Source organism: Thermodesulfobacteriota bacterium (assembly GCA_026415035.1).
Lineage (GTDB): Bacteria > Desulfobacterota > BSN033 > BSN033 > UBA1163 > RBG-16-49-23.
Genome location: JAOAHX010000015.1, coordinates 1 through 24,688, shown reverse-complemented (window position 1 = coordinate 24,688; position 24,688 = coordinate 1). Strand labels below are relative to the sequence as shown.

Below are 24,688 nucleotides of genomic sequence, written 5' to 3'. Positions count from 1 at the left end.
TCTCCTGCATGATCATCGATGGTCATACCCACATCTTTCCGGAATCGGTCAGAAGAGACCGAATCGGTTTCTGTGGGAAAGACCGGGGGTTTGCTGCGATCTACGCTCATCCGAAGGCCAGGCTCATCGGCGCCGAGGAGTTGATCGCCTCCATGGACGAGGCCGGGGTATCCCGAGCCGTCATCTGCGGTTTCCCCTGGAGGGACAAGGAACTCTGCGCCCTTCACAACGCCTACCTGATCGAATCGAGCAGGCGCTATCCCGGCCGGCTGATCGTTTTCATCCTTTTCCCCTTTTCTGACCCAGAATGGTCTTTGCAGGAGTTGGAACGAGGGATCGGGGAAGGGGCCTGTGGGGTGGGGGAGATGGCCTTTTACGATCGGCCAATGAGCCTCGAGGGAATGAAGGCCCTGGAAAGGGTTTTCAGGAGGATGGAGCAATGGGAGATCCCCCTCCTGCTCCATGCCAATGAACCTGTAGGCCACCTCTACCCGGGGAAGGTCCAGACAGACCTTGAAACGATCTATCAGTTCGTCCTCGCCTTTCCCGGGCTTAAAATCCTCTTGGCCCATTGGGGCGGGGGCCTTTTCTTTTATGAACTGATGCCGGAGGTGGCCCGGGCGATGAAAAACGTCTTTTACGATACAGCAGCCTCCCCGTTCCTCTATTCGAGAGAGATCTACCAGGTGGCGAAGCGGATCATCGGGGTCGAAAAGATCGTTTTCGGATCGGACTTCCCCTTGATCAGGCCTGGGAGGTACTTCGAGGAGATGGAGCGTCTCGGCCTCACGACGGAGGAGAGGGAAAAAATCCTGGGATCGAACCTCTTGAGACTCCTTCCATCGAAACCCTTTCTGAGGGAGGCGGATGAGAAGCCTAAAGTTCAGCCCGTCTGACGCTCCTGCCGAACGAAAGTGGCGGTGGCTGTAGCCAGCAAGGTTCCATCCTCCCTTGAAATCCTCGCTTTGGCCCTGACCAGCTTTTTGTGCACCTCTGTGATCTCCCCAAAAATATTAAGGGGCTCAAGGACCGGGGCGGGTTTCTTAAACCTAACCTCCATCGCCGCCACGATGCCGCCCAGTCCCAGTTCGTAGACGAGATTGGCCATGGCCTCGTCAAGGAGGGTGCAAACGATTCCGCCATGGACCACGCCCTCCCACCCTTGATAGGTGGAGGGGACCGAATAGGTCGCCGAGATGGTCTGATTCACCCGATCTACCTGGAATTTGATCTTCAACCCCCCTGGGTTCTTTTCACCGCAGACAAAACAGCTCCCTTCCGCAACGAATTCCATCTTCCCTCCTGATTCGAACCTTTGCCGTCCCCGAGGGACAGGGGTCCACCCTTTTATGGGCCCCAGGTTGACTTGTATTTTGGGGTATCATATAGTCAGATCTAAGGAATGTCAAACCCCTGTGGGAGAGAGGATGTCCCTAAAAGAGAGCGAACCCTATCTCGCGGTGGCCCTCCAGGCGGCCAGGGAGGCCGGGAAGATCCAGATGGACCATTTTGGCAGGCCCCAGTCGATCACCTACAAGGGAGAGTTCGACCCCGTGACCGAGGTGGATCGCCTCTGTGATTTAACCATCCAAAGGACGATCCGGCAGCAGTTCCCTGAGCATGAGATCCTGACCGAGGAGAGCCCTTTTCAGGGAAGGGGGGGGCCTTGGAGATGGATCATCGACCCCTTAGATGGGACGACTAACTATGCCCGGGGATTCCCCTTCTTCTCGATCTCGATCGCCCTTGAGCGGGAAGGGGAGGTAATTCTCGGGGTGGTCTACATCCCCATTCTGGATGAGCTCTTCGTCGCCCTGAAAGGGGGCGGGGCCTATCTCAACGAAAGGAGAATCCGCGTCTCTCAGACCGGGCGGTTGCGGAGGAGTTTTATCGCCACCGGGTTTCCCTATGATGTGCAAGAACGACCCGACGATTACCTCCCTTACTTTCGTCAATTTATCCGCCAAACCCTGGCCATTCGCCGTCCCGGGTCGGCCGCCATCGACCTCTGCTATGTCGCGGCAGGCCGTTTTGATGGCTTCTGGGAATTTAAATTGAAACCTTGGGATATCGCCGCGGGCAGTCTCATGATCCGGGAGGCCGGGGGAAAGGTGACCGATCCAGAGGACAAGCCTTTCGATATCTATTCCGCAGGACTCCTCATCGCCACCAATGGGTTGATCCACGAGGAGATGCTGCAGTCGATTCAGGAGGTCCGGTGGTCTGGAGGACCTGCCTAAGACGAGGAAGGGGACGGCGGTAGGAGTGGGACATTGAAGAGACAGCCCGATCTTTTCCGAAGAACCGGTGGGGAGACGTTCAGGAAAGACGGTCCTCTCGCAGACCGCATGAGGCCCAGGACTTTGGAAGAGTTTGTCGGGCAGGACCATCTCCTGGGTCCTGGAAAGGTCCTCCGGCAGGCCATCGAGTCGGATCAAATCCCTTCCATGATCTTATGGGGGCCTCCGGGCTCGGGCAAGACGACCTTGGCCTTGCTCATCGCCTCGCTGACCCGGGCCCGGTTCATCGCCTTCAGCGCCGTCCTTTCCGGAGTCAAAGAGATCAAAGAGGTTATCAAGGAGGCGGAGGAGGAGTGGGGATACCGGGGAAGGCGGACCATCCTCTTTATCGACGAGATCCACCGTTTCAACAAGGCCCAACAAGATGCCTTCCTCCCCCACGTGGAAAGGGGGACGATCATCCTCATCGGCGCAACCACAGAGAACCCATCTTTCGAGGTCATCTCCCCCCTCCTTTCCAGGGCCAAGGTCTTCACTCTTAACGCCCTTCGGGAGGAGGAGATCGAGGTCATCCTGAGCCGGGCTTTAAAGGATCGAGAGAGGGGGCTGGGGCAATATCCTGCCCAGATAAGTGGCGAAGTGATCCGGAGGATTGCGACCCTGGCCAATGGGGATGCGAGGGTGGGCTTGAATACCCTCGAAATGATTGTCCTCACCACCCCGCCCGATGAAAATGGAGTCCGTCAAATCACGCCAGAGAACCTCGAAGAGGTCCTCCAGAGGAAGGCCTTTCTTTACGACAAGAGCGGAGAGGAGCATTATAATCTGATCTCCGCCTTCCATAAGAGCCTCAGGGGGAGCGACCCGGATGCCGCCCTCTACTGGCTCGGTCGAATGCTCGAAGCCGGGGAAGATCCCCTCTACATCGCCAGAAGGATGATCCGGTTTGCCTCGGAAGACATCGGAAACGCCGACCCCCATGCCCTTCAGGTTTCGGTCTCGGCCATGCAGGCCTTTCATTTCATCGGCCGTCCGGAAGGCGACCTGGCCCTGGCGCAGGCCGCGGTCTACTTGGCCACCGCTCCAAAATCGAATGCCCTTTACACTGCCTTTCAGGCCGTCCAGAGAGATGTCCGGGAGCTGGAGAATCTGCCCGTCCCCCTCCATCTCCGAAATCCGGTCACCTCCTTGATGAAGGATCTGGGCTACGGGAGAGATTATAAGTACCCTCATGATTACCCGGATCATTTCGTTGAAGAGGAGTATCTCCCGGAAAATTTGAAAGGGAAGATCTATTACCACCCCTCGGAGCAGGGATTCGAGAAGGAGATCAAAAGGAGGTTGGAGGCCTGGAGGAAGAAAAGGTAGGGTCTACTTCTTTCGTTTCACCCCCTCGCCGGTCATCGGGACGAAGATGACCGGGATGACGTCGATCGTTTCGATCTTGCCGGATCGTTTGATCACCTTTTTCAACTCTTGAGCATGGGTCCCGACGGGGAGGACCAGCCGTCCCCCTTCCTTAAGCTGTTCGATGAGGGGAACGGGAATGTGGTCAGGGGCACAGGTGACGATGATGGCATCGAAAGGGGCAGCCTCCGGCCAACCGAGATAGCCATCTCCGGCTTTCACTTGGATATTGGGGTACCCGAGTTCTTGGAGCAGCCGCCTGGCTGAAGTGGCAAGCGTTTCAAGGATCTCGATCGTGTAAACCTCTTTGGCCAGTTCGGCAAGGATGGCCGCCTGATAGCCCGATCCGGTTCCAACTTCGAGAACTTTCTCCTCCCCTTTCAGCTCGAGCAGTTCCGTCATCAAGGCGACGATATAGGGCTGGGAGATGGTCTGTCCCTCTCCGATGGGAAGAGGCTGGTCAGAATAGGCAAGGGCCTGATACTCCTCTGGAACGAAGCGGTGGCGCTCGACCTTCAGCATGGCGGCGAGGACCCGTTCATCTTTCACGCCCCTTTGTTTAATCTGGGTCTCCACCATCTTCTCCCGCATCTTCTTGAAATCCCTTTCCGCCTTTGGAGGGAATCCCACCCTCTCCCCGCTACATCCTCCCGTTAAGACGCATAGGATGACAAAAAGGAGGTAAACGCAGAAAGTTGACTTCACAACCGAAGGTTATCATACCTTTGAATATCCTGTCAATTCTTGACAATCCGTTGGCCCATCTGATACTTTGATAGAACGGATGAACATTTTCAAAATGGCGGTCAAGATCTTCAGCCTTTTCCTCCTCCTCTCCCTTACCTTCTCTTTTTCGTTCCTCAATGGCCAGGATCAGACCCGAGGGAACACCTCTGCGGTGACCATCACAGGGATCGAAGAAAGACGATGGAAGGAGGTGCGAGACCCCCCCGTCCCCCAGCTCGTGGCCCACGGGACCAAAGAAGAACCCTTCTGGGGGTCGATTGACTTTCAGGAAGATCGGATCGCGCCCATGAAGAAGATGGGCCCTGCCACGACACAGCCAGGTTGCGCCTATCGAAGCCGATTGACCAGGGGGATGATCCGTGGGGACGAGGCCTTTTATGAACGCGGCAGGTATCTGTACCTCCAGGGGGATTATGAAGAGGCCGTCCATCTCTTCCAAAGGCTGCTTTCGGAATACCCCGAAAGTCCTTGGCGGGGGGCTGCGACCTACTGGTTGGGAGAGGCCAAGTTCCATCAAAGGAACGTGGAGGAGGCCTTTGTTTACTTTCAAAGGGTCGTCGATGCCTTTCCTGAGAACGAATTCTCACCCTATGCCCTTTACTCCTGCGGTTGGATCCGGATGACGGGAGGGGCCTACGAGGAGGCCAGCCGGTTCTTCCGTCTGGCTTACGAAGCGAAGCCCAGCCTATCCATTGCCCAGTCTTCCCTGTTCTGGTCAGGATACTGCCTCTATCAGCTGGGCCGTTTTGATGAATCGCTCAGGGTGATTGAGGACCATCTTCAACAATATCCCGAGGGACTCTGGCGGCCCGAGGCCGAATACCTGAGGAGTCTCAACATCTTCAGGTTAAAGCGATATGAAGACGCCCTGAGCCTTTTTCGAGCCTTTTTGCGAAGGTATCCCCGGCATCCCCTCGAGGAGAGCGCACGATATGCCCTGGCCTGGAGCCAGATTGCCTCTAAGGACTACCTCGGGGGACGAAAAACCTTCGAGGACCTTCTCCTCCACTTTCCTCATACCCCGCTATCGGATGCCATTTTCTGGGGCCTTTTGAGGAGCTATCTCGGAAATGACGAATCCGAACGGGCTATCGATTATTATCAAAGATTTCTCTCCTATTTTCTCCCATCCCCTTATAACGAACAGAGTCTCTTCGATATCGGCCAGCACTTTTTTCAAAAGAGGGATTTCGGCCAGGCCATCTCGATGTTCCGCATGTTCTTGAGGGCCTTTCCAGAAAATGAGCTTCGGGAGAGGGTCTATCTCATGTTAGGAGATTCCCTCTTTAACCAGAAGGACTTCCCGGGGGCCATCGACGCCTACCTGCAGATCCTTCGGTCTAAGAGGAGAGTGGAATTCGAGGAGCAGGTCTACAGGAAGCTTGGGGTGACTCACTTCCTTATGAAACGGTATGGGGAGGCCATCGGTTACTGGGAACAGTGGGTTAGGAAATTTCCTGGACATCCTGAAATGCCGGAGGTGCTCTATTGGTTGGCCGAGAGCCACCTTCTGGGGGGAGATTACCCGAAAGGTCTTCAATACGTGGAAGGGCTGAGGGGAAATCCAACCCTCTATCCAAAAGGGTTGAATACCTTGGGATGGTACCATTTCGAACGGGGGGAGTGGAAAGAGGCCCTGTCTTATTTTCAAAAAATCTTGAAGGAGTTTCCCCAATTTCGATCCTCACCCCCCCTCCTTCTTGTCCTCGGTCAATGCTATATGAACCAGAATCAGTACGAGGAGGCCAAGGTCCATTTGATCCGGCTGGTGGAGTCCCAGGAGGAAGAGGGGAAGGAGAAAGGATACTATCTCCTGGGATGGATTGCTTACCGACAGGAACGGTTTGAGGAAGCCCTAAATTATTTTGGGAGACTGAAGGAGAGATATCCTTCGAGTTCCTACCGCGGGGAGGCTCAATATTGGGCCGGTTGGTCCCATTTCAGGAAGAGGGATTTCGAAAAGGCGATCGAGGCATTTCAGGAGCTCCTCAGGCACCATCCGGAGGGCCCTCTGGCCCCCTCTTCGCTCCTAAAGATTGGGGACAGCTTCTACAACCTTAAACAGTATTCCCAGGCCATCCAGGCCTACCAACAGCTGGTCAAAGAACACCCCAAATCGAAGGAGGCGCCGGAGGCCGACTACGGGATCCTCCTCTGCCTTTTCCAGGAGAAGCAATTTGACCCCTACCTGGTGCGTGCGGAGGCATTTATCAAACATTATCCCCAGCATCCCTTGGCAGGCCAGGTCCTCCTCCAATTGGGAGAGTATTACCAACAATCGAAGGTGTTGGAGAAGGCCTTGAAGACCTTCCAGGAAACGGTTCGTCTCTTTCCCCAAAGCCCTTGGGCGGAGGAGGCCCAATTTCGCCTCGGCCTCCTGCTGAAGGGAGAGAGGCGGTGGTCCGAGGCGATGGAAGAGATGGAGAAGTTCATACGGGCCTATCCGAGAAGCCATCTCCTCCAGGAGGCCTATCTCGAGGCAGGGGAGACTTACCTTCTCCTCAAGGCCTACCCGAAGGCCCTCGAACGGTTTTCCTGGGTGATGAAAAATCGGCCGACAAGCCTCGCATTCCGGAGAAGCACCTTGGGGATGGAAGAGGCCTACCGACACATGGGCCGAATGGAGGAGGCCGAAAAGATCCTGAAGGAGTTTCTCGAAAAATATCCCCAGGAGGAGGCGCGTTTTGAGATCTTTTATAGATTGGGTCTTCTTTATCTTCACCTCAAACGTTATTCCGAGGCCATCGCTTCCCTCACCCAAGCCCTTCGAAGCCCGGAGGAGGGGATGGCTGGCCAAGCACTGTTCAAATTGGGCGAGGCCTATGCCGAAGCCGGGAATCGGGAAGCGGCCATCCTCCATTTTTCGAAGGTCCTCTATCTCTATCCCCATCTGACAGCCTTGACAGAGGAGGCGCTGTTGAAGCTGGGAGCCCTCTATATGGAGGAGAGGCGATGGGCGGAGGCCAGGCAGGTTTATCAGCGCCTTTTTGAGAAGACGAGCCGGGAAGAGAGGCGCCGGTTGGCCCGGAGCATGCTGGAGCAGATCAAGGGGAGGTAGGGTCGGTTAATGAATAAGGTAAAAAGGCCAAGTTCTAGACCGAAGGTGCCCCGTCTCGTCTTCCTCCTCATCGCCGTGGTCGGTTTTTGTCTTTGGGCCCTTCTCTACATCCCGTCGGTCCAATTCCCTCTCGAACAGGGATGGCGGGAGATAAGCCGGGAGGCGGCCAAGCGTCTCGGTTTGAAAAGGGGCGAGGGAGTTTCCCTGGAAGAGAAGAGGATCCGGGAAGAGGTCATTTTGAAAAAAATGGAGGAGGCGAGCGCTCAGCAAGATTGGAGGGCCCTTGCCCCAGAATATCCCCGAATGCCCAAGATCGAGGGGGCCACGGAAGAGGAACGGATGAGGGCCCTCAAGAATCACCCTGAGTTTAAGGCCCTGGAAAGGGAGATCGAAAATTATTTAAGGGAGAAGGAGGAGAAATTCATCCCCGAGGCACCGATTCCCTCGATGAAGGAGGCTTTGAAGATAGAGAAAATCAGAGATCGAGGCGCAGAGAGGGTCGCCGAGAGGTTGCTCCTCGTTAAAGAAAGGCCCGTGACCGCGAAACCCCTGGAGGAGAACCTCAAATTAGGGATCAAAGGACAGCTGGTTACCCGGAGGATTATCGAGAGGCCCCCTCCTCCAACGGCCCAAGTGGGGGTGGAGGCAGAAATTGAAATGATGATCTGGGTCCTGCCAAACGGCATGGTCGATCGTGTCGTGCCAACGATCAAAGGGGATGCAGAGCTGGAGCGGATCGCGATCCAATACCTGAAGCATTGGCGCTTTGCCCCTCTTCCGAAAGATCACCCCCAGGTGGAACAGTCAGGGACCATCCCCATCAAGTTTAAACTCCAATAGATTCGAGGTCTATGAGGTTTAAAAAGAAATCCTTCTTCCTTCTCTTGATCGGATTTCTCCTTTTCGGGTTCTTCACCTTTTTCGGGGAGAAAGGCCTGCTCCATCTCATCCGTTTAAAAAAGGAGCTGGCCAGGATCAGGGAGATGAATCTGAAATTATCGGAGGAAAACGAGAAGTTGAAGGAGGAAATTCGACGGCTTCGGAATGATAAAGGTTATATTGAGGAGGTCGCAAGAAAGGAGCTCGGGTTGGTCAAGGAGGGGGAACTCCTCTATCAGTTCGATCTTCCGGAGGGGAAAAACCGTTAGGCCCAAGCCCGTCCGTTTGTCCGAGGGCGAGTTCCTGGTTCACGGGGCCAGGTTTGGAGTAGCGGCTGTTTTAACCCAAATCACCCATCCGGATCAAAGGAGGTCTGATTAAAGGTCCTGCTTAAAGGAATTGGGGAGCGAGGGTTTGAAGATGAAATATGAAGGGATGATCTTTCGACCGCCCAGCGAGGCCGAGAGCTTGATCCTCCAGGTCACGGTAGGCTGCTCCTATAATCGATGTACCTTCTGTGGCGCCTATCGGGGGAAGAAGTTCAGGGTGAAACGTTTCGAGGAGATCCAGGAGGACATTGATGAGGTGAGCGGATATCCGATCCGTAGGGTCTTTTTGGCCGACGGGGATGCCCTGGCCATCCCTCAGGATGAACTGAGGAAGATCCTTGAATACCTCCGGAGGAGGATCAAGGGGCTCGAAAGAGTAGGGATTTATGCCAATGCGAGGGACATCCTCAGGAAGGGGCTGGAACAATTGAAGGAACTTCGAACATTAGGGTTGGGGATCCTCTATTTAGGATTGGAGTCTGGCGACCCCCACGTCCTGAAAAGGGTGAAAAAGAATGCGACGGTGGAGCAGATGATCCAGGCGGCCCGGATCGTGAAGGAGGCCGGGATCCTCCTTTCGGTGACCGTCATTTTAGGTTTGGGCGGGGTGGAGGGAAGCCAGGCCCATGCCCGGGAGACAGGCCTTGTCCTTTCTAAAATGGACCCGGACTTCGTAGGGGCCCTTTCTCTGATGGTCGTGCCGGGAACGCCGATTGAGAGAGAGATCGAGGAAGGACGATTGGTTCTTCCCACCCCCTTTGGCCTCATCCAGGAGCTCGAGACGATGATCGAGCACAGCGAGATGACCCATTGCTTCTTTGCCTCTAACCATGCCTCGAATTACCTTCCCCTTCGGTTTTGGATTCCCGAGCAGAAGGAGGAAGCGCTAAGGAGGATCCGGGAGGTCCTCAAAAGAAGAGACCCCGCTCTCTTGAGGCCGGAATACCTGAGGGGGCTCTGACCCGGCCGGCGAATCAATCAGGGCGATGGCATGAGGATCGTTCCTTGAGGGGAGGAGATGAAGGATTACGTGGATGTCGAGATACGGGTGAGATATGCGGAGACGGATCAGATGGGGGTGGCTTATTACGCCAATTATCTCATCTGGTTTGAGGTGGGAAGGTCGGAGTTCTGTCGCCGGAAGGGGTTTCGATATGCTGACCTCGAAAAGCTCGGATACCGGCTTGTCGTATCCGAGGTCCATTGCCGCTACAGGGGTTCTGCAAGGTATGACGAATTGATCCTTGTTAGAACTCGGTTGAAACAATTGAATAAACGGATGGTCACGTTTGCGTATCAGATCTTGGGTGAGGACCGGAAGGAGATCCTGGCCGAGGGAGAGACGAAACACCTCTGCGTCAGCATTGAGGGCAAAACGAGGAGCCTTCCCGACACGTATCTCCAGTGCCTGGCCGGTTAGGTGAAGCAGGAGGAATGGGGAAGGGCCCGTGGATGTCCTCGAAGTCAGAATCGGCGTGAGATAAGTAAGATCGATCGATGGGATACCAAAGGATTTTAATTTTAAGGCTGAGCGCAGTGGGGGATGTGATCCGGACCCTTCCGGCCGTAAAAGCCATCAAGGCACACCATCCTTCCTCGTCTATTTCATGGGTGGTCGAGGAGCCCTCCCAAGGGCTCCTCGAAAGCCAACCCGAGATTGACGAGGTGATCCTCTTTCCGAGAAAGAGGTGGGAAAGGGGGATGAAATCGGCTCAAGGCCTGATGAGAACGGCCTGGGAGGTCCTCTCCTGGGTTCGGCTCCTCCGCAGCAGGAGATTCGACCTGGTGCTCGACTTCCACGGCATCCTGAAGAGCGGACTGCTTTCCTTTTTTTCGGGTTCTCCCAAACGGATCGGTTATGGCCGAAGAGCGAGCAGAGAAGGAAACTTCCTCTTTTCGAACGTCCGAATCGATTTCGTTGAAAGGGTCAGCCGTTATGAGAAGAATTTCAGATTGCTCAAGGGAATGGGCCTCGAGATTCCACCCCAACCCTACCCGGTCTTCGTCCCAAAGCCGGACAGGGATTATATAAACCATTTTTTTGATCAAGCCATCCCTGCTTCCAAAGGTCCTCTCATCGCTATTCATCCGGGCACCAGCCGTAACACGCCTTACAAAAGGTGGTTTCCAGGCCACTATGCCCAACTTGCTGACCGGCTCACCATGGAGCTTGGAGCCACCGTCCTCTATACCTGGGGTCCCGAGGAATTGGATTGGGTCAAAGAGATTCAGGGAAGGATGAAAGGCCATTCCCTCCTCGGGCCACGGACATTTTCCCTTACCCAGCTCGCGGAGGTCTACCGGCGATGCCATCTTTATATCGGGGGGGATACGGGCCCAATGCACCTGGCCTCCCTGATGGGGATTCCCGTGGTGGTCCTCTATGGGCCAACCGACCCCGTTGTGAACGAACCCATAGGGATTCACAAAAAGGTGGTCAAGAAGGTGGGTTGTAACCCCTGCAGGGAACGTTCCTGCCGGAGGTTAACCTGCCTTGAAGAGATCACGGTGGAGGACGTATTTAAAGCAACAGAGGAGGTCTTGTCTCTAAGCACTTGAAAAGATATTCATATTGACTTTGGAGGCTAAATAGAATAATTTAATGAATCGAAAGGGGACAGCCACGATGCCTGTCCCCTTTCAATAAGGAGAGAAATCGAGCTTGAAGGTCGACTTTGATCAGGTGAGGCGAATTCTGGTCCGGGGGGTCAACTGGGTCGGCGATACGATCCTCACCTACCCAACGGTGGAATCCCTGAAGAGGCGATTTCCAGGGGCGATGCTCTCGGTCCTGGTTCCGGCCCCTCTGGCGGATTTATGGAAGAATTCTCCCTATGTCGACGAGATCATCCCGTTTGAGAAGAGAGGAGGGGCGAGGGCCGTTTTTGACGATCTCAGAATCGGGAGGAGCTTAGAAAAGAAGAGGTTTGATCTGGCCCTCATCCTCCCGAGGTCTTTTCGTTCCGCCTTCCAGGTCTATTTGGCAAGAGTCCCGATCCGGGTTGGATATCGGGATGAAGGCCGGTCAATCCTGCTCACCCACGGGATCGTCCGCAAGGAAGAGCTCCTCCGGGTCCACAGGATTTTCTATTATCACGAGCTCTTAAGATCCCTTGGCCATCAGGAGGTTCCATCCTCTCCCTCCCTTCCGCTGGGGGAGGAAGAAAGGGGATGGGCTGAAGAGATTTTAAAGGGGAGGGGGGGGCTGGAGGGGAACCCATTGGTCGGCCTCAATCCAGGAGCGGCCTATGGGTCGGCCAAGTGCTGGTCTCCGGAACGTTTCGGCGAGCTGGGAAGAAGGCTCGCCCGGGCACGGAAGGCCAAGGTGATCATCTTTGGAAGCGAATCGGAACGGAGGATTGGTCGCAGGATCCTGGATCACTTAGGGAACGATGGGATAGACCTTACTGGGAGGACCAATCTGCTTCAGCTTGCTGCCCTCCTTGAACGGTGTGCCTTTCTCCTCACGAATGACACCGGAACGATGCATGTGGCCACCGCCGTCGGGACGCCTGTGGTGGCCATCTTTGGCCCGACCGATCCTTCTGCCACCGGCCCTTGGGGAGAGGGACATGTCGTTGTAAAAAAGGAGGTCTCCTGCAGCCCCTGTTTTAAAAGGGTTTGCCCGACCGATCACCGATGTATGGAACAGATCACGGTGGAAGAGGTTGAGGAGGTCATTGACAAGGGTTGGGAAACCTTTTCGAATCGCCGAATCTCAAGGCCTGAACACCCCCTAAGCGCCCACTGCCAATCCCCCCTTGTTCCTTAAAAGGGGAGGAAAGGATTGGGGATTGGGCCGGTAGGATTGGGTGATTGGTTGTGGAACCCTGCCCCCTTGATTAGGATCAAGGCCATGAGGGATAAACTTCCAGTCTCGGTCTATGTTTTAACCTTTAACAATCGTCGAACCATTGAGCGATGTCTGAAAAGCCTTCCCTGGGCTGAGGAACTGGTGGTCGTGGATTCGGGAAGTACCGACGGAACCTATGAAATCTGTCAACGTTATACCGACAAGCTCTACCGGAGGGAATTCCGGGGCCATCGGGATCAATACCAATATGCGGCGGATCTGACGACCCGGCCCTGGATCATGTTCGTGGATGCGGACGAGGAGGTTCCTCGGGCCCTGGCGGAAGAGATCGGAGAGGTCTTAAAGGACGGCGCAGACGGGGTGGACGGTTTTTTCGTCTACCGTCAGACCTACTACCTGGGACGGTGGATTCGATACGGCGGGTGGTATCCGGATGGCGAGATCAGGCTATACCGGAGGGAGAAGGGGAGGTGGGAGGGCGGACTTCATGCCAAGGTGGTGGTTGACGGAAAAGTGAAGGTCCTCAAAAATAAGTACCTTCACTATACCTATCGAGACATTTCGGACCAGATTCAGACGATCGACAAATATTCTCGAATCGCCGCGGAGGATATGGTTCGAAAGGGGGAGAAGTTCAGTCTCTTCAAGCTCCTATTCCACCCCCCCTTCCGTTTTATCAAGGAATACCTTTTGAAGATGGGATTTCGGGATGGCCTGCCCGGTTTGGTCATCATCGTCTCGACCATGTTCTATGTCTTCATCAAGTATGCGAAGCTCTGGGAGATCCAGAGGGCCCAGAAGGAGAATCTCGATGACCTCCTATGAGGAAGCCTTTCAGGGAAGACGGGTCCTGATCACGGGAGGATTGGGTTTCATCGGATCGAACCTCGCCCTCCGCCTCGTCAACCTCGGAGCCAAAGTGACGATCGTTGACAATATGATGCCCCGCCTTGGAGGAAACCTCTTCAACGTAAGAGAGATCGTGGATCGGATCCGGATCAATTTCAGCGATGTCCGCGACGAACATTCGATGGACTACCTGGTGAAAGATCAGGACTACATCTTTCATCTCGCCGGACAAGTCAATCATGTGGATAGCATCCGCAATCCCATCCAGGACCTGGACATCAACTGCCGGGGAACCCTGGTCCTCCTCGAGTCCTGCCGAAAGAATAACCCGGCGGTGAAAATCATCTTTTCAGGGACCCGGGGAGAGTACGGGTCGAGCGTCAGGCTTCCGGTGGGGGAGGATCATCCCACCAACCCTAAGGGGATCTATGCGGTGACCAACCTTTCGGCGGAGAAGATGGTCCTGGTTTACGATGATGTCCACAAGATCTCCGGAACCTGCCTCCGAATTACCAACACCTATGGCCCCCGACACCAGATGGCCCATGATGAATATGGGGTGGTCAACTGGTTTATTCGGAAGGCCATCGACGACCAGGCGATTCCTGTCTTCGGGGATGGCCGTATTTTGAGAGACTTTCTCTATGTGGATGATCTCGTGGACTGTTTCCTCCAGGTGGCGGCCTGCCCCCAAGCGTACGGGGAGGTCTTCAATGTGGGGACAGGCGTGCCGATCAGCTTTGTCGAACTTGCCAAGAAGATTGTAGAGATCGCCGGCACGGGAAGGGTGATCTTCACGGAATTCACGAAAGAGCGGAAAGAGGTGGAGCCGGGCGATTATTATACGGACATCTCAAAGATCAAGAGGGTGGTAGGGTGGAGTCCCAAGACCGACCTCGAAGAGGGGCTTCGAAAGACCATTGATTTTTATCGGAGGTATAAGAAGGAGTATTGGGAATAAAATGAGGAAAAGGGATGGTGCCTTTTATCGATCTGACCAGGCAGTACCGAGAGATCGGGGGTGAGATTCTCTCCGCCACGAGGCGGGTCCTGGAAAAGGGGAGGTTCGTCCTCGGGGAGGAGGTCTCCGCCTTCGAGGAGGAATTTGCCCGTTTTTGTGGGGTTCGTTATGGCGTTGGAGTCAATTCTGGAACCGATGCCCTCTATCTCGCCTTAAAAGCAGCGGGTATCGGAGAAGGGGATGAAGTGATCACGGTCGCCAACTCTTTTATTGCGACCGCTCTGGCCATCGCTTTCACAGGGGCGAGACCTCTTTTCGTCGATGTCGATCCCGCGACCTTTAATATGGATCCCGGTCATCTCGAACATCTCCTGAAGAAACGAAGAAGCAAGAGGATAAAGGCCATTCTTCCCGTTCATCTTTACGGCCAACCCGCAGAGATGGACTCCCTTATGGACATTGCCCGTCGATATCATCTCCTGATCATCGAGGATGCCTGTCAGGCCCATGGGGCGGCGTACCAAGGCAAAAGGGTGGGGTCCTTTGGCCTCATGGGTTGCTTCAGCTTTTATCCCACCAAGAATCTGGGGGGCGGCGGAGATGGGGGGATGATCGTGACGGATGACGGGAAGGTATACGAAAAACTTCGGATCCTTCGGTGTTACGGAGAAAGGAAAAAATACCATCATGCCCTCCGGGCCGGAAATAGCCGGCTTGACGAACTCCAGGCCGCCATTCTCCGGGTGAAGTTAAGCTATCTCGACCGATGGAATGCCCAGAGGAGGGCCAAAGCCCAACTTTATAAGGAAAGACTTCAAGAAACGGGCGTGCAATGCCCGGTGGAAAGCGAGAAAAGTCAACATGTCTATCATCTCTTCGTCATCCGGGTGAAACGGAGGGATAAGCTTCAGCGGTTCTTGAAAGCGAAGGGCGTTGAAACCCTCATCCACTATCCCATCCCCATCCATCTTCAGAAGGCCTTTCAGGATTTGGGCTACCAGAGGGGAGATCTACCCGTCACCGAAAGAGGCTCCAGAGAAATTCTCTCCCTTCCCCTCTATCCTGAATTGAGCGACGAAGAGATCAGGGAAGTGGGAGAAGGTATTCGATATTTCTCACAGAGGGATAAGGCTCGATGAGGGATGGGTCGTTGAGGGAGAAGGTCCTGGGGACCCGACACCCCCATGATAAAGTGGTGAAGATTTTGACCGATATTGGCCCAAGGGGAAAATTATTGGATGCTCCGGCAGGGACGGGGGCCCTCTCCCGTCGTTTAAAGGAGGCCGGTTTTGAGGTATTGGCGGTGGATATCGAACCCAGCCTCTTTGGCGCAGAAGGGATCTCTTGTCTTCGGGCGAACCTTAATGCCCCTCTGCCCTTTCCCGATGAAAGTTTCGAATTCGTCCTCTGTTCGAACGGCATCGAGCACCTCGAGGACCCTTTCCAGTTTATCCGGGAATGTTACCGGGTTCTGAAAACCAAAGGAAAACTGTTGATTACGACGCCCAATCTTTTGAATTTAAAGGCGAGGCTGGCAAACCTTCTGGTGGGCTTTAATCTTTTTACTGGAAGGCCCTGTAACGAGGTGGATGCCTTTGCCGGGGGAGAACATATCCATCTTGCGAATTATTTTGAGCTCAGGGTCATGCTTCATCGAAATGGGTTTCGGATCCTAAAGGTCACCACGCACCAGTACAGCAACACGGCGATGGTTCTCTTCTTCCTCTTTCCTTTGATTTACCTGGCCACCTATCGCGCCTTTCAAAGGGAAAGGAATCCTCTCCAGAGGGAGAGGAACAGGGAGATTTTTCGACATACGATGTCGGCGGACCTGATCTTCGGGAAAAAACTCTTTCTCCTGGCCGAAAAAGACCCAGGATACCTTCGAACCGGATGAAGATCCTCCATCTCTTCAGCGACTGGAAATGGACCGGGCCCTCTGAACCGATCCTCAACCTCTGCAAGGCGTTGGAGAGGAGGGGACACGAGGTGATCCTCGCCTATCGGAGACCTCCCGTTCCAGTGGAGGACAGCTTGGAGCGAAGGGTCAGAGAGAATGGCATCTTCGCCACCGACAAGTTTCATCTGAACCGCCCCTTGAGGTTATACTCCTTTCGATCGATCCGGGATAACCTCTCGGACGTTTTCGATCTCACGGATTATCTCCGATCGGAAAAGATCGAAGTGCTCAATGTCCACCAGTCTCACGACCACCTCCTGGGCGGGATGGCCGCCCGAAGGGCCGGAGGCCCGGTGGTGGTGATCCGGACAGACCATAAGCGCGATGCCATCCCCTCGCATATCGGAAATCGCCTCTTGATTTCCAAATTCACCGATGGCCTCATTACTTTTTCGGAAACCGGGAGAGAGAAGGTCGAAAGGCATTTCGGTTTTCCGAAGGAACGAATCTGCAAAGCCAACCCCGCCCTCGATCTCGAACGATTTCGAACTCGGATCGCGGGAAAAGACATGAGAGCCCACTTCGGGATAGGGGAAGAGGAGATCGTGATCGGGATGGTGGCCAGATTTCAGAAATATCGGAGGACCGAGGTTTTCCTCGAGGCGATCAAGCAGATCGTCCCAGAATACCCCAAGATCAAGGTCCTTCTGGTGGGACGGTCGAGCCAGATGGAGGAGAGCGTCCTCAAACCGATGAAGAGGCTCGGCGTGGAACCCTGGGTGGTTCTCGGTGGGTATCAGACCGATCACTATCTCGACACGCTGGCCTGTATGGACCTCTTCGTCTTTTTGATGCCCGGTTCCGACGGAACGGCCCGGGCCCTCCGAGAGGCCATGGCCATGGGAAAACCATCGATCGTGGCGAACCGGGGAATTCTCCCCGAGCTGATCGATCACGGAGTAACGGGTCTGGTCGTCGAGGATACGCCCGAGAATTTGGCGATGGCAACCCTTCAGCTTTTAAAGGCTCCGGAGTTACGATCCAAGATGGGGCAAGCGGCCCGGGAGAAGGCCCAGCGGGAATTCCGATTGGACCGACAGGCCGAGGTCGTTGAAGGGTTCTACCAAGAGGTGATGAAATTGGGGAGATGGAGAGGAAAATAAGGTTTGCCACGGCCATCCCTGACTTCTCCAAACGCAGGGGAGGCGCGGAGAGATATGTGGTCGACCTCTGCACTTGGATGGCGGGCGAGGGCTATGAGGTCCATGTCTATGCAGAGCGTTGGGAGGAAGGGGTGAAAGGGATTCTGCTTCACAGGGTGAGGACGATCCCTTTTCCGAAGAGCCTCCGTCTCTTATCCTTTGCCATAAAGGCAACCCGGGAGATCAAAAGAGGACAATACGACGTCACCCTCGGGGTGGGAAATACTTTGGAGGCGGATGTGCTTCAACCCCATGGGGGCGTCCATTGGGCCTGGTTCTGGCGCAGTTTAAAGGCCTACGATCATCCCCTCTTACGGTCGATCAAATTTTTGGGCAGGGTGCTGAGCCCGAAGCAATGGGTCCAGGGCTATATCGAGAGCGCCCCTTTTAAAAGAGGAAGCTATAAAAGGATCGTCGCCATCTCCGACATGGTCAAAGAAGATCTGATCCAATGGTATAAAATTCCAGAAGACCGGATCGCGGTGGTTTACAACGGAGTGGATACCGTTCGATTTCATCCCCAAAATCGCCGATATCGAGATGAAATTCGGAAACGATACGGGTTCGGAGAGGACTTCCTCATCCTGTTTGTGTCGAATAACTTCCGGATGAAAGGATTGCACACCTTGATCCGAGCCTTGGGGGACTTAAAAAAAGGGGGTTGCCCGCCCTTCAAACTTATGATCCTTGGGAGAGATCGGCAGACCCCTTATCTCCGGTTGGCCAAACAATCTGGAGTTTCGGAGGACATCGTTTTTGCGGGTTCCACCGATGAACCGGAAAAGTATTATGGGGCGGCCGATCTCTTGGTCCATCCCACCTATTACGATGCCTGTTCCCTTACGGTCTTGGAAGCCTTAGCAAGCGGACTGCCTGTCATCACGACCTCTTGGAACGGGGCCAGTGGGGTGATGAGGACTCATCGAGAGGGTTTGGTGCTTTCGGATCCTCGAGATCACGGTTCCCTTGCCCAATCCATCCTCCTGTTTCTGAAAAGAGGGGCGGGTCAAAACCCCAGTGACCCCGAAGGCGCTATGGTGCCGTATTCTCATCAAGGGACCTGGCACACCCTCAGCCAACTATTCTCGGGGATTCAATCAGGAGGAAGATGCTCCCCATGAAAAAGAAACGATTCTGGTATCCCCTGGCCAATCTCAAAAACCGTTTTTTCTTTGGCTCCTACGGGAAGGATGTTTATATTGAACCGGGGGTCGTCATCAATCGCCCCCGATTCGTTCATATCGGCGACCATGTCCGGATCAAGCGGAATACGAGCATCAACCTCCATCCCAAAGACAAGCGGTCGAAAGAGGGCCTGTTGTTCATTGGAGACCATGTGATTATTTCAGAGGGTTGCTTTATAAGCGCTTGCAATCGCATCGTCATCGAAGAGAATGTGGGGATTTCTCCCAATGTGATGATCATCGATAATTCACGAAAGCCAGGAGATATCCGTCGGCCAAGCAAAGAGCAGGAGATCAAGGTGGGCTATGTCCATATAGGAGCGGATTCTTGGATTGCGTATGGTGCCTGTGTCTTGCCCAATGTGACGATTGGAAGACACTGCATCATCGGGGCCTTATCCGTGGTGACCAAAGATATTCCAGACTATTCGGTGGCGATGGGGGCTCCAGCGAAAGTCGTGAAACGGTTCGACTTCGAGAAAAGGGAATGGGTGCGAGTGGATGGTCGAAGGGATGAGTTGGTCAAGGATTTTTGAGTTCCGAAATCAAATCCACCAGCGATATCCTGAGATATGGGACTTAAAAATCCTTAAAAAGCGATTTCCGCTGATGCTTCGTCACCTCCGGGATGGCGATCGGGTGCTTGACATAGGGGCCTCTGATCGAGCCTTGGAAAGGCGTTTAAAAAAACATTTTCCCAAACTCCTTTACAAAAGCATGGACGTCGATCGCGATCAATTTCACGATTATTACGACCTGGAAGAGATTCAGGAGACCTTTGATGCGGTTTTTCTATTCGAGGTGATCGAACACCTCCCCCTGGAAGAGGGGATCAAGATGCTCGGGAAGATTTACGAGCTTCTTAAAGAGGGCGGGAGGCTCATCCTGACAACGCCCAATACCTTTAACCCCGGGCGTTACTGGCGGGATGCCACCCACAAACAGCCTTACTGTTATGACGAGCTGGGGGGGATCCTGATGTCCCGGGGGTTTGAGATCAAAGAGATGTACCGGACCTATAGCGACGCCTTCCATCGTTATCTCTTTCGAAAGTATGTGATGGCCCCTCTCCATCGATATTTAGGGGTCGACTTTGCTAAATCGATTTTAATAGTGGCCGTCAAGGGGCTTCGGGAAAAGGGATGAATATCATTTTCCTTACCCATTCCAGCGATCAAGGGCACCGGTTTAGAGTCGAACAATATTTCCCCCTTCTCCGGCATCGCGGGGTGTGGCCTCTCTGGCAGCCCTTGCCCGCCTCGATTCAAGATCGTTTTTCTATTTATATGAGGCTCCCCCAGTATGACCTCGTCTTTATTCAGAGGAGGCTCCTTTCCCCCATTGAATTTTCATGGATTCGGAGGAAATCGAAGAAGATTCTCTTCGATCTCGACGATGCCATCATGTACCGGTCTTCCAGCTCACCCAAGCCTCGTTCCCTTTCGAGATGGGTTAAATTTAAGTGGATGGTCAAAAAGAGCGATGCGGTGATTGCGGGGAACTCCTTTCTTCGAGAGGAAGTGTTAAGAGCCGATCCCCGAAAAAACGTCTCGGTCATTCCCACCCCGGTCGATTTGAGGGCTTACCCCTTGAAAAAGGAACCCACCTCCTCCTCTCCTTTGATCATCGGGTGGATGGGGACCAAGGGTAATTTGCGGTACCTCCAGAAATTAGAGCCCGTGTTTAGGACCTTGGCCTCAAGGTTCCCGAATTTGGCTTTAAAAATCGTCAGCGATGGCCATTTTGAATCCCGATTCCTTCCCACGATCAATAAACCCTGGGCCCTGGAGGAAGAGAATCTGGACTTAATTTCTTTCGATATCGGGGTGATGCCCCTCCAGGACCACCCCTGGTCAAGGGGGAAATGCGGTGTAAAAATTCTTCAATATTTGAGCGTCGGCCTCCCGGTAGTCTGTTCACCCGTGGGGATGAACCGCGATATCATCAAACCCGGGGTCAACGGTTTCTGGGCGGAAACCGAGGAAGAATGGGTCAGGCATTTGGAGACGCTCCTCGAGGACCCCGGCATGCGAAGGGAGATGGGCCGCCAGGGCATCGAGACCGTGAAGGAAGGCTATTGTATCGAGGTCTGTTTTCACCAACTTTATCAGGTTTTGCAATCCCTGATCGGGGGAAGAGCGATTTGTTGAAGGTCCTTTTTCTTATCCAAGGATACACTGTTGCCGCCAGTCGGTATCGGGTGCTCCAATACCTCTCCTATCTCCAATCCAACGGGGTGGAGGCCACGGTCGAACTTTTCCCCAGGACTCCCCGGGAATACCTTCGATGGTTCAGATCGCTTCCTCGTTATGATATCGTCTTTATCCAAAGGAAACGATTCAATCACCCGAGGCTCTGGCTCCTTCGGAAAAGGGCAAAGAAAATCGTCTACGATTTTGATGATGCGGTCATGTATCGAAATTCCAAATCCGAACAACCCCTCTCCCTCTCCCGGAGAAGGCGGTTCGCTCAGATGATCCGCGCCTCTGATTTCGTCATCGCAGGGAATGAATTTTTAAAGAGGGAAGTGTTGGCCCTTCATCCCCGCGTGGAGGTCATCCCCACCCCTATCGACATCAGCCGCTACCGGCCCAAAAACTATAGGCATCGAGGGGAACGGATAACCCTGGGATGGATCGGGGATCATGGGTCGATCCACTATCTTGAGAAAATGAAGCCCATTTTCGAACAGCTCGGGCGGAAATATTCCTACCTTGACCTGAAGATCGTCTGCGACACCTTCTTCGATTGCGAATCGATAAGGGTGATCAAAAAAAATTGGAGGGCCGATGAAGAGGTGGCCGACCTCCAAAGCTTTGACATCGGGATGATGCCCCTGGTGGACGATCCGTGGTCCTGGGGAAAGTGTGGGTTGAAAATTCTCCAATATCAGGGGGTGGGGCTGCCAGTGGTCTGCACCCCGGTGGGGATCAACCGGGATCTGGTGGAAGACGGGGTAAACGGGTTTTACGCCAGGACACCGGAGGAATGGATGGAAAGGTTGTCCCTCTTAATCGAAGATCCAGAATTAAGGGAGAAGATGGGAATGGAAGGCCTAAAGAAAGTGGCGAGCCAGTACACCCTGCAAGCCTGTGCTCCGAAAATGCTCTCTATCCTTCAACGGGTTTTTGGCATGCCCTAAAGGAAAGAACTGCGATGAGAGAGGCCGTGGTGAATTATGTGAAATGGGTGATTGAACGGTATCCCTTTGAGGAACCCATCCTGGATACCTGTGCCGGGTGGGAGCCCAATTATTATCAGCCCCTTTTCCCTGGGCGGCGTTACCTCAAGCAGGACATTCAGGATTTCGATCCCCCTTGTATCGACATCCTTTGCGACATTGCCGACATGAAACCCATCGCCGACGAAAGTATCGGCCTGGTGCTTAATCTCGAGTCTTTGGAACATCTCCCCTATCCCCAGAAGGCCATCGATGAGATCTATCGGGTGTTAAAACCCGAGGGTCTTTTGATCCTAACCACCGTCATGCATTTTAAAATCCATCCTGCCCCTAAGGATTACTGGCGTTTTACTCCCCAAGGCATCGAATTATTGCTGAACCGATTCAAGATTTTGGATTGCACCTTAGAAGGGGACCGGAAACGGCCGAAAGGAATATGGGTCACCGCCCGAAAAACGGGGTCCCAGGAGGAATGGGGAAGGCTCCCCCCCTGAGATTTGTGAAAAGTGACGATCGGCTGTGGATGAGGTTGAAAAGAAAGATTCGAAAGCTGAGCGAAGGACGAGGGGGGCGATCTCCGAACCGATATGGTTAAACCCCTTTATCACAAGGTGGCCACCGGGTCCCTGAAAGGATGGATTAGGGAAGATCTGCTTGGGTTTCTATCTTCTCCCTTCTTCCTCGATCCGGTTGCCTCCGCATTGACCTTAGGAGGAGGTTGTATCCGCCACTCGAAATGGAGGTGGACCGGGTTTTTCCTGTTACCGGACGGACGAAAGGTGTTCCTCAAGAGAGATCTGACGAAAGACTGGATCGAGGCTTTGAAATATACCATCTTCCCTTCAAAAGGGAGGAAAGAATGGTTCGTGGCCTACCAGTCGGGCAAAAGAGGCCTGAAGGTCCCGAACCCTCTGGGATGGATGGAAAGGATATCGAAAGGGTTCGTCTGGGAAAGTTACTACATGTCGGAAGCGATCCCTTCCGAGGGGTCCTTGGCAGAGAACCCCGAACTTTTGAGAAACGAAGGGATTGTAACCGAACTGGTGAAGATGCTTCTCCGGATACACCAGGCAGGGTTATTTCATCAGGACCTCCATGTCGGTAACTTTCTCTGGGATGGTGGGTCGCTGTTTCTCACCGATCTCCACCGGGCGAGGTTTTCTCCTTCTCTCTCCATGAGTCAGAAATTATGGAATATCGCCCAACTCTTTCACTCCTTGAGATTCGTCTGGCCGAAAGAGAAGCTCGAAAGATTTCTCGATCAGTACTTTGAGGGTGATTTAGCTTACCAAAAGAAAAAGGCGTTCTATTTCCAAAAAATCAATTCCTGGATGAATCGTCTCGAAAAAAAACAATGGGAGAGCCGGACCAGACGTTGTTTAAAAGAGAGCACCGAATTTTCCGTCAAACAAAATAAACCGTTTACCTTCTACTCCCGCAGGGACTTCCCTTTGGATCTTCTCGTCCGTGCGATCGAGAGGCACCGGACCTTTGTCGAAAAGACTCCAGCCCTGCTGGTCAAGCAGAGTCCAGAAGTCAAGGTTTCGATCTTCCAGGCCGGGGACAAAAGGATATGTGTTAAGCAATTTTGCTATCCTCATTGGTGGGATCGTTTGAAAGAGCGGTGTCGGCGATCTAAAGGGGTCAGGGCATGGGTGGGAGGGAACGGGGTGCGAGTCCGAGGGGTGCCCTCCGTCCCTCTCCTCGGCTTGGCCGAAAGGCGAGAACGGGGTTTGCCCCGGGAAAGCCTTTTGATTATGGAGGCACCGGAAGGGGAGGAGCTGGATCGCTTTTTATGCAAGGGTTTTGAGGATGACGAGGCGAAGAAACGTTTCATCCGGGACTTTTCTCAGTGGCTAAGCCGACTTCATCAACGAGAGGTCTTCCACCAGGATATGAAGGCCTGTAATATTCTCGTTTCAAGGGAAGATCAGCAGTGGTCTTTTAAACTGCTCGATCTGGAGGATATCCGGTTGGGGAAAAAGATAGATGAAAAGAGGCTATTTAAAAATCTCCTCCAACTCAACACCTCAATCCCCCATTTCATATCTCCAAAAGATCGGCTGAGGTTTATCAAATGGTATTTACATCAGAATCCTGTGATCAGGGGTAGAAAGACCTTTCTCCGTCGGCTCGTCAGAGAAAGCCGGAAAAGAGGCATTGTCTATGTTTCCCCTTGGGGGGTTGTGAAGGAAAGGCTCCATTGAACCGACCGATTGCTTCTTCAACAAAATGGCCCTATGGGATGGTCTCCCTCTCCCGGACGGAGATCCACGAGAAGGTAATGGCGATTGCCCAGAAGGAACCCAGGGGGAGGGCCCTCGATGTCCCTACGGGAACGGGGATTTTGGCGGCCCGGCTTAAAAAATTGGGATTCGAAGTCCAATGCTGTGATATCGATCCAACTTATTTCTCTGCTCCAGACTTGACGCTCGATATTGGTGACCTGAATCGCTCGCTTCCGTATCCTGCTGACCTGTTTGATCTGATTACCTGCGTGGAAGGGATCGAACATCTCGAGAACCCTTTTAATGCGATTCGAGAGTTTTCCCGGGTCCTCAAACCGGGGGGGAAATTGATTCTCACCCTTCCTAATTACCTCAATATCGAGAGAAGGTTAAGGTTTCTCATCACTGGATTATTTTCTAAAATCCCTTCGCCTAAAAAATTGGGAAGAGATCGGTTCGAACATCTTTACATGCTCCACCTTTCTCCTTTGACCTTTCCGATCTTGAGGTTGATGATGGAGCATTGTGGATTCAAAATCCTCTTTCTCGACCGAGATAAGGAAAAAAGGCGAATGAGGTGGCTTCTTCCCTTGGTGTGGGCCATCCGATGCTACTGCTCTTTCTGGACGGAAGAGAAAAAGGAAGATTACCATTTAAAAGAGACCCTTTCAGATCCTTTGATCATGGGCGGAAATACTTTGATCGTGGT

At 53.6% G+C, this 24,688-nt stretch carries 25 protein-coding genes; 23 read left to right on the top strand and 2 right to left on the bottom strand.

Annotation, left to right across the window (positions count from 1 at the left end; all coding sequences use genetic code 11):
- Window positions 1-8: 8 nt before the first annotated feature.
- Window positions 9-896: an amidohydrolase family protein gene (locus N3G78_09715; protein ID MCX8118196.1), complete on the top strand. Its 888-nt coding sequence runs from the start codon at window positions 9-11 to the stop codon at window positions 894-896.
- Here the strand turns inward: N3G78_09715 and N3G78_09710 are convergent.
- Window positions 884-1,294, bottom strand: a complete 411-nt coding sequence (locus tag N3G78_09710) for a hotdog fold thioesterase (GenBank protein MCX8118195.1) — start codon at window positions 1,292-1,294, stop codon at window positions 884-886. The two genes, N3G78_09715 and N3G78_09710, sit on opposite strands and share 13 nt — an antisense overlap.
- Window positions 1,295-1,427: 133 nt before the next feature.
- Between N3G78_09710 and N3G78_09705 the strand changes: the two genes are divergently transcribed.
- Both N3G78_09705 and N3G78_09700 read left to right on the top strand, forming a co-directional pair.
- The gene (locus tag N3G78_09705; GenBank protein MCX8118194.1) at window positions 1,428-2,240 is read left to right on the top strand and encodes an inositol monophosphatase; all 813 of its coding nucleotides are present in this window, start codon (window positions 1,428-1,430) and stop codon (window positions 2,238-2,240) included.
- A 33-nt stretch (window positions 2,241-2,273) separates the two neighbouring features.
- On the top strand, window positions 2,274-3,608 hold the full coding sequence (locus N3G78_09700; protein MCX8118193.1) for a replication-associated recombination protein A: 1,335 nt from the start codon (window positions 2,274-2,276) through the stop codon (window positions 3,606-3,608).
- 3 nt (window positions 3,609-3,611) lie between these two features.
- Here N3G78_09700 and N3G78_09695 read toward each other — a convergent pair whose 3' ends face one another.
- Window positions 3,612-4,277 carry a protein-L-isoaspartate(D-aspartate) O-methyltransferase gene (locus N3G78_09695; protein MCX8118192.1) on the bottom strand — a complete coding sequence of 222 codons (666 nt, stop codon included), beginning with the start codon at window positions 4,275-4,277 and terminating at the stop codon, window positions 3,612-3,614.
- A gap of 154 nt (window positions 4,278-4,431) precedes the next feature.
- On the opposite strand from N3G78_09695, the gene N3G78_09690 reads away from it, so the two are divergent.
- The 20 genes from N3G78_09690 to N3G78_09595 form a co-directional block, all read left to right on the top strand.
- Window positions 4,432-7,452 (top strand): tetratricopeptide repeat protein, encoded by a 3,021-nt coding sequence (locus tag N3G78_09690; protein ID MCX8118191.1) that lies wholly within the window; start codon window positions 4,432-4,434, stop codon window positions 7,450-7,452.
- A gap of 45 nt (window positions 7,453-7,497) precedes the next feature.
- Window positions 7,498-8,292: a TonB family protein gene (locus tag N3G78_09685; protein ID MCX8118190.1), complete on the top strand. Its 795-nt coding sequence runs from the start codon at window positions 7,498-7,500 to the stop codon at window positions 8,290-8,292.
- Between the two features lie 44 nt (window positions 8,293-8,336).
- Window positions 8,337-8,600, top strand: coding sequence for a septum formation initiator family protein (locus tag N3G78_09680; protein ID MCX8118189.1), 264 nt, complete (start codon window positions 8,337-8,339; stop codon window positions 8,598-8,600).
- Window positions 8,601-8,751: 151 nt separating this feature from the next.
- Window positions 8,752-9,621 carry a radical SAM protein gene (locus N3G78_09675; protein MCX8118188.1) on the top strand — a complete coding sequence of 290 codons (870 nt, stop codon included), beginning with the start codon at window positions 8,752-8,754 and terminating at the stop codon, window positions 9,619-9,621.
- A gap of 57 nt (window positions 9,622-9,678) precedes the next feature.
- Window positions 9,679-10,080, top strand: coding sequence for an acyl-CoA thioesterase (locus tag N3G78_09670; protein ID MCX8118187.1), 402 nt, complete (start codon window positions 9,679-9,681; stop codon window positions 10,078-10,080).
- Window positions 10,081-10,157: 77 nt separating this feature from the next.
- Window positions 10,158-11,219, top strand: a complete 1,062-nt coding sequence (locus tag N3G78_09665; protein MCX8118186.1) for a glycosyltransferase family 9 protein — start codon at window positions 10,158-10,160, stop codon at window positions 11,217-11,219.
- A gap of 103 nt (window positions 11,220-11,322) precedes the next feature.
- On the top strand, window positions 11,323-12,432 hold the full coding sequence (gene waaF, locus N3G78_09660) for a lipopolysaccharide heptosyltransferase II (GenBank protein MCX8118185.1): 1,110 nt from the start codon (window positions 11,323-11,325) through the stop codon (window positions 12,430-12,432).
- An 84-nt stretch (window positions 12,433-12,516) separates the two neighbouring features.
- Window positions 12,517-13,299 (top strand): glycosyltransferase family 2 protein, encoded by a 783-nt coding sequence (locus tag N3G78_09655; protein ID MCX8118184.1) that lies wholly within the window; start codon window positions 12,517-12,519, stop codon window positions 13,297-13,299.
- On the top strand, window positions 13,286-14,284 hold the full coding sequence (locus tag N3G78_09650) for a GDP-mannose 4,6-dehydratase (GenBank protein ID MCX8118183.1): 999 nt from the start codon (window positions 13,286-13,288) through the stop codon (window positions 14,282-14,284). Before N3G78_09655 ends, N3G78_09650 begins: the two co-directional genes overlap by 14 nt.
- Window positions 14,285-14,298: 14 nt before the next feature.
- Window positions 14,299-15,423 carry a DegT/DnrJ/EryC1/StrS family aminotransferase gene (locus N3G78_09645; GenBank protein MCX8118182.1) on the top strand — a complete coding sequence of 375 codons (1,125 nt, stop codon included), beginning with the start codon at window positions 14,299-14,301 and terminating at the stop codon, window positions 15,421-15,423.
- Window positions 15,420-16,181, top strand: a complete 762-nt coding sequence (locus N3G78_09640; GenBank protein ID MCX8118181.1) for a class I SAM-dependent methyltransferase — start codon at window positions 15,420-15,422, stop codon at window positions 16,179-16,181. The genes N3G78_09645 and N3G78_09640 overlap by 4 nt, the downstream gene beginning before the upstream one ends.
- Window positions 16,178-17,347 (top strand): glycosyltransferase family 4 protein, encoded by a 1,170-nt coding sequence (locus tag N3G78_09635; GenBank protein ID MCX8118180.1) that lies wholly within the window; start codon window positions 16,178-16,180, stop codon window positions 17,345-17,347. The genes N3G78_09640 and N3G78_09635 overlap by 4 nt, the downstream gene beginning before the upstream one ends.
- On the top strand, window positions 17,332-18,507 hold the full coding sequence (locus tag N3G78_09630) for a glycosyltransferase family 4 protein (protein ID MCX8118179.1): 1,176 nt from the start codon (window positions 17,332-17,334) through the stop codon (window positions 18,505-18,507). Before N3G78_09635 ends, N3G78_09630 begins: the two co-directional genes overlap by 16 nt.
- Window positions 18,504-19,106 carry an acyltransferase gene (locus N3G78_09625; protein ID MCX8118178.1) on the top strand — a complete coding sequence of 201 codons (603 nt, stop codon included), beginning with the start codon at window positions 18,504-18,506 and terminating at the stop codon, window positions 19,104-19,106. Before N3G78_09630 ends, N3G78_09625 begins: the two co-directional genes overlap by 4 nt.
- 73 nt (window positions 19,107-19,179) lie before the next feature.
- Window positions 19,180-19,716, top strand: coding sequence for a class I SAM-dependent methyltransferase (locus N3G78_09620; GenBank protein ID MCX8118177.1), 537 nt, complete (start codon window positions 19,180-19,182; stop codon window positions 19,714-19,716).
- On the top strand, window positions 19,713-20,720 hold the full coding sequence (locus N3G78_09615; protein ID MCX8118176.1) for a glycosyltransferase family 4 protein: 1,008 nt from the start codon (window positions 19,713-19,715) through the stop codon (window positions 20,718-20,720). The genes N3G78_09620 and N3G78_09615 overlap by 4 nt, the downstream gene beginning before the upstream one ends.
- The gene (locus tag N3G78_09610; protein MCX8118175.1) at window positions 20,717-21,712 is read left to right on the top strand and encodes a glycosyltransferase family 4 protein; all 996 of its coding nucleotides are present in this window, start codon (window positions 20,717-20,719) and stop codon (window positions 21,710-21,712) included. Before N3G78_09615 ends, N3G78_09610 begins: the two co-directional genes overlap by 4 nt.
- Before the next feature lie 14 nt (window positions 21,713-21,726).
- Window positions 21,727-22,245 carry a class I SAM-dependent methyltransferase gene (locus tag N3G78_09605; protein MCX8118174.1) on the top strand — a complete coding sequence of 173 codons (519 nt, stop codon included), beginning with the start codon at window positions 21,727-21,729 and terminating at the stop codon, window positions 22,243-22,245.
- Window positions 22,246-22,530: 285 nt separating this feature from the next.
- On the top strand, window positions 22,531-23,958 hold the full coding sequence (locus tag N3G78_09600) for a hypothetical protein (GenBank protein ID MCX8118173.1): 1,428 nt from the start codon (window positions 22,531-22,533) through the stop codon (window positions 23,956-23,958).
- A partial coding sequence (locus tag N3G78_09595) for a class I SAM-dependent methyltransferase (protein ID MCX8118172.1) occupies window positions 23,955-24,688 on the top strand: 734 nt, incomplete at its 3' end. The genes N3G78_09600 and N3G78_09595, both read left to right, overlap by 4 nt.

Excerpts from the sequence above, each read along its gene's own strand:
- N3G78_09715 (MCX8118196.1), top strand. The coding sequence starts at position 9 with ATGATCATCGATGGTCATACCCACATCTTTCCGGAATCGGTCAGAAGA.
- N3G78_09710 (MCX8118195.1), bottom strand. The coding sequence starts at position 1,294 with ATGGAATTCGTTGCGGAAGGGAGCTGTTTTGTCTGCGGTGAAAAGAAC.
- N3G78_09705 (MCX8118194.1), top strand. The coding sequence starts at position 1,428 with ATGTCCCTAAAAGAGAGCGAACCCTATCTCGCGGTGGCCCTCCAGGCG.
- N3G78_09690 (MCX8118191.1), top strand. The coding sequence starts at position 4,432 with ATGAACATTTTCAAAATGGCGGTCAAGATCTTCAGCCTTTTCCTCCTC.
- N3G78_09675 (MCX8118188.1), top strand. The coding sequence starts at position 8,752 with ATGAAATATGAAGGGATGATCTTTCGACCGCCCAGCGAGGCCGAGAGC.
- N3G78_09670 (MCX8118187.1), top strand. The coding sequence starts at position 9,679 with ATGAAGGATTACGTGGATGTCGAGATACGGGTGAGATATGCGGAGACG.
- N3G78_09665 (MCX8118186.1), top strand. The coding sequence starts at position 10,158 with ATGGGATACCAAAGGATTTTAATTTTAAGGCTGAGCGCAGTGGGGGAT.
- N3G78_09655 (MCX8118184.1), top strand. The coding sequence starts at position 12,517 with ATGAGGGATAAACTTCCAGTCTCGGTCTATGTTTTAACCTTTAACAAT.
- N3G78_09650 (MCX8118183.1), top strand. The coding sequence starts at position 13,286 with ATGACCTCCTATGAGGAAGCCTTTCAGGGAAGACGGGTCCTGATCACG.
- N3G78_09645 (MCX8118182.1), top strand. The coding sequence starts at position 14,299 with ATGGTGCCTTTTATCGATCTGACCAGGCAGTACCGAGAGATCGGGGGT.
- N3G78_09640 (MCX8118181.1), top strand. The coding sequence starts at position 15,420 with ATGAGGGATGGGTCGTTGAGGGAGAAGGTCCTGGGGACCCGACACCCC.
- N3G78_09635 (MCX8118180.1), top strand. The coding sequence starts at position 16,178 with ATGAAGATCCTCCATCTCTTCAGCGACTGGAAATGGACCGGGCCCTCT.
- N3G78_09630 (MCX8118179.1), top strand. The coding sequence starts at position 17,332 with ATGGAGAGGAAAATAAGGTTTGCCACGGCCATCCCTGACTTCTCCAAA.
- N3G78_09625 (MCX8118178.1), top strand. The coding sequence starts at position 18,504 with ATGAAAAAGAAACGATTCTGGTATCCCCTGGCCAATCTCAAAAACCGT.
- N3G78_09620 (MCX8118177.1), top strand. The coding sequence starts at position 19,180 with ATGCTTCGTCACCTCCGGGATGGCGATCGGGTGCTTGACATAGGGGCC.
- N3G78_09615 (MCX8118176.1), top strand. The coding sequence starts at position 19,713 with ATGAATATCATTTTCCTTACCCATTCCAGCGATCAAGGGCACCGGTTT.
- N3G78_09605 (MCX8118174.1), top strand. The coding sequence starts at position 21,727 with ATGAGAGAGGCCGTGGTGAATTATGTGAAATGGGTGATTGAACGGTAT.